This window comes from Paucibacter sp. XJ19-41, from assembly GCF_028462495.1.
Lineage (GTDB): Bacteria > Pseudomonadota > Gammaproteobacteria > Burkholderiales > Burkholderiaceae_C > Roseateles_E.
Genome location: NZ_JAQOWX010000078.1, coordinates 22,096 through 28,521, shown reverse-complemented (window position 1 = coordinate 28,521; position 6,426 = coordinate 22,096). Strand labels below are relative to the sequence as shown.

The 6,426-nt window shown below is 69.4% G+C and carries 8 protein-coding genes and 1 pseudogene; 6 read left to right on the top strand and 3 right to left on the bottom strand.

Features of this window, described 5'->3' with window-relative positions:
• Nucleotides 1-1,070 (bottom strand): annotated as a pseudogene (locus PO768_RS18975) (GH36-type glycosyl hydrolase domain-containing protein); the annotation flags it as partial.
• A gap of 8 nt (nt 1,071-1,078) precedes the next feature.
• On the bottom strand, nt 1,079-1,306 hold the full coding sequence (locus PO768_RS18970; protein WP_272647296.1) for a hypothetical protein: 228 nt from the start codon (nt 1,304-1,306) through the stop codon (nt 1,079-1,081).
• 371 nt (nt 1,307-1,677) lie between these two features.
• Between PO768_RS18970 and PO768_RS18965 the strand changes: the two genes are divergently transcribed.
• Complete coding sequence (locus tag PO768_RS18965) at nt 1,678-2,397, top strand: Crp/Fnr family transcriptional regulator (RefSeq protein ID WP_272647295.1); 720 nt, start codon at nt 1,678-1,680, stop codon at nt 2,395-2,397.
• A 9-nt stretch (nt 2,398-2,406) separates the two neighbouring features.
• On the opposite strand, the gene PO768_RS18960 is transcribed toward PO768_RS18965, so the two are convergent.
• Nucleotides 2,407-2,973 (bottom strand): sterol desaturase family protein, encoded by a 567-nt coding sequence (locus PO768_RS18960; protein WP_272647294.1) that lies wholly within the window; start codon nt 2,971-2,973, stop codon nt 2,407-2,409.
• A gap of 150 nt (nt 2,974-3,123) precedes the next feature.
• Here PO768_RS18960 and PO768_RS18955 point away from each other — a divergent pair, with 150 nt between their 5' ends.
• The 5 genes from PO768_RS18955 (at nt 3,124) to PO768_RS18935 (ending at nt 6,347) form a co-directional block, all read left to right on the top strand.
• Complete coding sequence (locus tag PO768_RS18955) at nt 3,124-3,810, top strand: Crp/Fnr family transcriptional regulator (RefSeq protein WP_272647293.1); 687 nt, start codon at nt 3,124-3,126, stop codon at nt 3,808-3,810.
• A gap of 182 nt (nt 3,811-3,992) precedes the next feature.
• Entirely contained in the window at nt 3,993-4,898 is a 906-nt protein-coding gene (locus PO768_RS18950) for a GGDEF domain-containing protein (protein WP_272647292.1), read from the top strand.
• Between the two features lie 44 nt (nt 4,899-4,942).
• Entirely contained in the window at nt 4,943-5,470 is a 528-nt protein-coding gene (locus PO768_RS18945) for a YbaK/EbsC family protein (protein ID WP_272647291.1), read from the top strand.
• Between the two features lie 50 nt (nt 5,471-5,520).
• Complete coding sequence (locus PO768_RS18940) at nt 5,521-5,697, top strand: DUF1289 domain-containing protein (protein ID WP_272647290.1); 177 nt, start codon at nt 5,521-5,523, stop codon at nt 5,695-5,697.
• Nucleotides 5,697-6,347, top strand: a complete 651-nt coding sequence (locus PO768_RS18935) for a 2-hydroxychromene-2-carboxylate isomerase (protein ID WP_137942061.1) — start codon at nt 5,697-5,699, stop codon at nt 6,345-6,347. Before PO768_RS18940 ends, PO768_RS18935 begins: the two co-directional genes overlap by 1 nt.
• The last annotated feature ends 79 nt before the right edge of the window (nt 6,348-6,426 follow it).

Below are 6,426 nucleotides of genomic sequence, written 5' to 3'. Positions count from 1 at the left end.
AGCTCGCTGCGGCCGCTGCGCCTGGCCAGGCGCTCGATGCGGTGCAGGCTCTGGTCGCGGGTCTGGCTGTGCTCGGCGGCAAATACCGGGGCGCCCAGCATCAGTCGCATCAGGCTGCTGGTGTGGGCGATCAGCTCGGGCCAGTCGGCCGCGGCAATCGCGCGCAGCGAGTTGACCGCGTTGCTGACGCTGAGGTTGTCGGCGGTCTGGTCGGCGCTGAGCTGGGCCTGCAGCGCGGCAGGGTCGGGCAGGGCGCGATGCAGCCAGTCGAGCAGCCAGCCCTGCACATGGCCCTGGTCCACCGTGCTGCGGTCGTGCAGACGCAGCGCCAGCTGGGCCAGGAAGACCGGGCCGACGCCGCGCCGCTGCATCGTGCGATGCAGCTGGTCCAGCGCGTGCAGGCTGCAGGCGTCGAGCCGGTCGCAGAACAGATTGGCCAGTTCGCGCGCGGCCTTTTGCGTCGCGACCCGCTCGGCCAGGCGGCGCAGGTTTTCGATCAGCACGACGCGCAAGGTGGTCGGCAGGGCCCAGGTCTCGCCCAGGGTCAGCTCGCGCGTCTCCTGGTAGGCGTTCAGAAAGGCCTGCAGCAGCTCGGCGTCGAAGGCGCTGTCGGTATGGGCGACAAAAGCCCAGGCCACGCCGTAGATGCGCGGCAATCCGGCCAGCGGCTCGGCGATCAGCAGCGGCAGCGCGCGGAAATAGCGGCTCGGCAGACCCTCATGGATCTCCTTGATCTGTGCCTCGATCAGATGGAAGTTGTCGAGCAGCCACTCGGCCGCCGGGCTGATGTCGTAGCCGCTGGCGGCCTGCGCGCCGATGTAATGGCGGGCCTGACGCAGCACGCTGATATTGCTGCGCAGGCGTGGGAAGAAGCTCGCGGCGCCGGCGCCACCCCGGGTGGCCTGATGGGTGTCGCCGAGGCTGCGGCCATGCTGGGCGAAGCGCTGCGGCCCGAACAGCTCGGCGCGTATCGGTGGCTGCAGCGCGCCGTCGTCCCGGTCCTGCATGGCCAGCAGCGCCGCCGGGGCGGCGGGGAGCAGGCGCAGCAGCTCGGACGGCGCCCTGTCCATGACCGCGCTCAATACAGCAGGGTGCTGGCGGCGATCAGGGCGGCCAGCAGCACCAGGCTGGTGACCAGGCGTGCGGCGATGAAGCGGTGCAGCAGCTCGGCGCCGCAGCGCAGGCCAAACAGGCGGCCGCTCATGCGGCGGCACAGGCTCAGGTGCTCGCCCAGCGAGGACAGCTCCATCGGCGAGGTGTCGGTGCTGTCGCCATAGGACGAGGTGCTCCAGTTCGGTGTGTTCATCGAAGGCTCCGCCCGCCGGGCTTGCTGGGCCTGACGGCAATCGTGTGGCAGAAACGAGCGCGCCGCTGGCGCTCTCGCAAGAGGGCCGCGAGCTGGGCCCGTGGCGTATTTCATCGTAGGCAGCGCGGCCGTGGCCGTCTGTCGGACGGCCGGCCCCGTCCGGTGTAGGACCAAGCGCCGTGTCGCGTCCTGGGGCACCGTGCCGGCCGTGCAGGGTCTGCGTTTTTAGCCGCTGGCCGCGGCGCCGTCTGTGCGCTGGCCCACATGGCTGCTCACTATGTTCGATAGCGCACATATCAATCGGGAGCGACTGCGTATAGTCAAATCAGGGCCTGACAGCGTCGGGTCTCTTGCTTTGCATGGAGTTCCCGATGGCCTCAGCGCCCGATCCCCGCCACAACCGCCTGCTGGCTGCCTTGCCCGAGGCGGAGTGGCTGCGCTGGCAGCCGCTGCTCGAAGCGGTCGAACTGCCCTTAGGCGAAGTGGTCTATGAGTCCGGCGGCACCTTGAGCCATGTGTACTTTCCGACCACGGCCATCGTGTCCCTGCTCTACGTGCTGGAAGACGGTGCCTCGGCCGAGATCGCGGTGGTGGGCTATGAGGGCCTGGTCGGCATCTCGCTGTTCATGGGCGGCGGCTCGACGCCCAGCCGCGCCGTGGTGCAGAGCGCCGGCCAGGGCTATCGTCTGCACTCGCAGCATATGAAGGATGAGTTCAACCGCGCCGGGCCGGTGATGCATCTGCTGCTGCGCTACACCCAGGCCCTGATCACGCAGATGGCGCAGACCGCCGTCTGCAATCGCCACCACTCGCTGGACCAGCAGCTGTGCCGCTGGCTGCTGCTGAGCCTGGACCGGCTGGACGGCAGCGAGCTGGTGATGACCCAGGAACTGATCGCCAATATGCTGGGCGTGCGCCGCGAGGGCGTGACCGAGGGCGCGCTGAAGCTGCAGAAGGCCGGCCTGATACGCTACGCGCGCGGCCGCATCTCGGTGCTGGACCGCGCCGGTCTGGAGTCGCGCACCTGCGAGTGCTATGCGGTGGTCAAGGCCGAGTACGACCGCCTGCTGCCCGACCGCAAGGCCGCCTGAGCGGACCTCTCAACGCAGGCGAGCGGCGCTGCCGAAGACATGGTCCCAGAAGGCGCTGGTCACACCGTAATGCCCCGGCCGGCGCTGCAGCACATGCTGGGACCCGTGGTGCAGCGCATGCCACTGTTGGCGCCGCCGCAGCCAGCCCTGGCGGGTGGGGCCATGATGCAGCGCATGGTGGGTCAGCGCATAGATCAGATAGCCGCCGAGCAGGCCGACGGTCAGCGCGCAGGCCTGCCACCAGTCACCCAGCAGCAGGGCCGGCACGAACACCAGCCCGGCGATCAGCGCGGCGCTGAGCAGGGTCGGCGTGCAGATCAAGGCGCGGGGTCGGCGGTGATGTTCGGCATGCCAGCGCTTGAAGGGCGGCAGGCCATGCAGCACAAAGCGATGCAAGACATATTCGAGCAGGGTCCAGCCTGACAGGCCGGCCACCGCGAGCCCGAGCAAGCGCAGACCCTGCCCGGGCGGGCCGGCCATCAGCAAGATGGCCGTTAGCAGCAGGCAGGCGAGGCCGTAGAGGGCGAAGTCGGCGCGATAGGCCCGACGGCTGTGTTCGATGCTGAATAGGCGCATGGTCTCCCCAGGTTCTGCGCCCAGGCTAGCGCCGAGCGGCCCGGCGGTCTGTGCGACAGCGCACCCGCGCCAAGGTTCGGCAACGTACAGACGTGCACCGGCTTCGCTGCGCATGCTGGCGGCAAGACCTCCACCTGGAAGCCGCAACCCATGCCTGCCGAGAATCATCTGATCGCCGAACTACCGCGCCCGGGCCGCCTGCGTCTGCAAGCCCTGTGCGAGCCGGTCGAGCTGGTGCTGGCCGAGGTGCTGTGCGAGTACGGTGCGCCGACGCGCCATGTCTACTTTCCGGTGGACGGCTTCATCTCGCTGGTGACCCAGGTCGATCACCACCCGGGGCTGGAGGTCGGCATGGTCGGGCGCGAAGGCATGCTGGGCGTGCATCTGGCCCTGGGCGTGGCGACCTCGCCGCTGCGCGCCCTGGTGCAGGGGCCGGGTCTTGCCTGGCGGGTCGCGGTGGCGCCGTTCCGGCGCGAGCTGGCGGACAGCCCGGCGCTGCAGCGCAGCCTGGACCGTTATCTGTATGTGCTGATGGCCCAGCTGGCTACCGCCTCGGCCTGCCTGCGCTTTCATATGATCGCGCCGCGGCTGGCGCGCTGGCTGCTGATGAGCCAGGACCGCGCCCACGCGGTGCGCTTTCATGTCACCCATGAGTTCCTCGCCTATATGCTGGGCGTGCGCAGGGTCGGCATCACGGTGGCGGCGGGCGTCCTGCAGCGCCAGGGCCTGATCAGCTACCGCCGCGGCGAGCTGACGGTGCTGGACAGGCCCGGCCTGGAAGCGGCCGCCTGCAGCTGCTATGGCACGGATCGGCGGTCTTATGCGGCCCAGCTCTAGGCTTGCTTCACCGGGCTTCACCAGGTGTTGCCCTGCCGCAGCGCCGGCGCGGCCTGTGTGCGGTGGCGCACAGACGCTGTGCGACGGGCTTTGCCCAATACCGGCGTTGGCCGCTGTGTCTCCGTCGAGGGCGGCGCCAGGCGCTGTGCTCCGTTCTTCGATCACTGTCTGGAGTCATGTCGATGCTTAGTTCCGAAGGTTCCAGCCCGCGCTTTGCGCGTCCCGAGTATCGCCAGGCGATGCCGGACCTGTTGCAAGGCGATGGCGCCCGGGCGGCGCCGGTGGGCGACATCCGCCTGTGCGACTGGGACGAGCTGTTCGCTGCGGTGAAGCTCAGGTTGAGGGCTCTGGTCGGCGAGCGCCTGACGGTGCGCACGCTGCTGAGCGCCCCGGTGCGCGCGAGCCAGGTCCAGGCCGGCGTGCTGGAATGCGCGGCCGCGCTGGATCAGCTGCATGCGACGCTGCTCCAGGAACTGGCCCGCAGCGGCGCGCTGGAGCTGCAGCTGTTCGACGCGCAGACCGCGCTGGCCTCGGCGCGCGCCGAACTGGCCGGCACCCAGGACGAGGAACGCAAGGCACGCCATCTGGCCATGCACGACGGCCTGACCGGCCTGCCGAACCGGCGTTATTTCAGCGAGCGCCTGGACCATGCGCTGGCCCATCTGGAGTCGCCGGACATCACGCTGGCGCTGTTCTATCTGGACCTGGACGACTTCAAGCAGATCAACGACCAGCACAGCCATGAGGTTGGTGACGAGGTGCTGAAGGTGGTGGCCCTGCGCCTGGCCCGGGTGGTGCGCAGCGAGGACATGTTCAGCCGCCTGGGCGGCGACGAGTTTGCCTGCCTGCGCATGGGGCCGGCGCTGGGCCGGCCGCAGCTGAGCGCGCTGGCGGGCAAGCTCTTTGACGCGGTGTCCGCACCGTTGAGCATCGGCGCGCTGACCCTGCAGATCAAGCCCAGCATCGGCATCGCGCTCTACCCGGGCGACGGCAGCAGCAGCGCCGCCTTGCTCAGAAGCGCCGATGCGGCCATGTATGACGCCAAGCGCCAGCACTGCGGCCACGCCTTCTTCGATCACGGCGGCTGAACCGGCGCGAGGCGCCGCCCGCGAGCTGCGCGACAATGCGGCGCATGCAAGCAAGAACCCCCGATCCCGTCCGCCCCGAAGGCTTTTTGCGCGTCAGCGCCGCGCTGGCAGCCAGGCAGCATGCCCACGCGCCGCTATGGCTGGAGGTGGCCGCGCGTACCTCGCAGGAGGCGGCCGACGCGCTGGGCGTGAGCCTGGGTCAGATCGCCAAGTCGGTGGTGTTTCGCCGCAAGACGGACGAGCAGGCGGTGCTGGTGATCGCCTCGGGCGACCGGCGCGTGGACGAGAAGAAGCTCAAGGACCTGACCGGCCCGCTGGGCCGCGCCGATGCCGACTCTGTGAAGGCGCGCACCGGTTTTTCCATCGGCGGTGTCTCGCCGCTGGGTTTCGCGCCCATCGAGGGGGCGGCCGCGCCGCTGCTCTTCGTCGACCAGGAGCTGTTCCGCTTCGACGTGATCTGGGCCGCCGCCGGCCATCCGAACGGTGTGTTCAAGATGACGCCGGCCGAACTGGCGGCGCTGACCGAGGCGCCGGTGATCGATGTGGTCTTGCCTGTGCAGGCAGCGATATGAACGCCGTGCTTGTTTCCAGCGTCCCGTCGCCTTGCAGCAATGTCTGCAAGATGCATGAGCCGAGCGGCTGGTGCGAGGGCTGCGCGCGCACCATTGCCGAGATCGCGGCCTGGTCCAGGGCCGACGACGCCACCCGCCTGGCCATCCTGGCCCGCCTGCCCGAGCGCCGCGCCGCGCTGATCGAGCAGGGCATCTTCACCGCAGCAGCCTCCACGGACGGCCCCTGATGAAACACCTGACCTTTTATTTCGACCCCGTCTCGCCCTATGCAGCCCTGGCCTTCGACCGTCTGCCCGAGGCCTTGGTGGGCTGCAGCTACACGGTCGAGTACCGGCCGGTGCTGTTCGCGGCCCTGCTGCATGCGATCGGCCAGAAGGGCCCGGCCGAGATCGAGAGCAAGCGCCAGTGGACCTTCCGCCAGGTGGCCTGGCTGGCCCACCAGCTGAACATCCCGCTGGATACGCCGGCCCAGCATCCCTTCAACCCGCTGCCGCTGCTGCGCCTGGCCTGGGCCTGCGGCGCGCAGCCGCTGGGCACGCCGAATCGCCTGGTGGTCGAGAAGATCCTGCACCATGTCTGGCGCTCGGCCGGTGCCGATGCCGTCAACCCCGAGCGCCTGGCTGCGCTGACGCAAGACCTGGCTCCGGCCCGCGATCCGGGCAGCGAGGTGATCAAGGAGCAATTGCGCCAGGCCACCGAGCAGGCGCTGAAGGCGGGTGTGTTCGGGGTGCCGACGATCGCCGTGGACGGGCGGCTGTTCTGGGGCCTGGACGCGCTGCCCATGCTGGCCGCCTATCTGAAGGGCGATCCCTGGTTTGCCAGCGGCGCCTGGGAAGCGGCCGGGGCCAAGCGCGCCGGCGTCGTGCGCCGCCACTGAGCCCGTCTCGGTGCTTACCCTGCCCAGGGCTCTCATCTCACATCGAGAAATGAAAACCTAGGGTTGCAGCGGGTTTCGT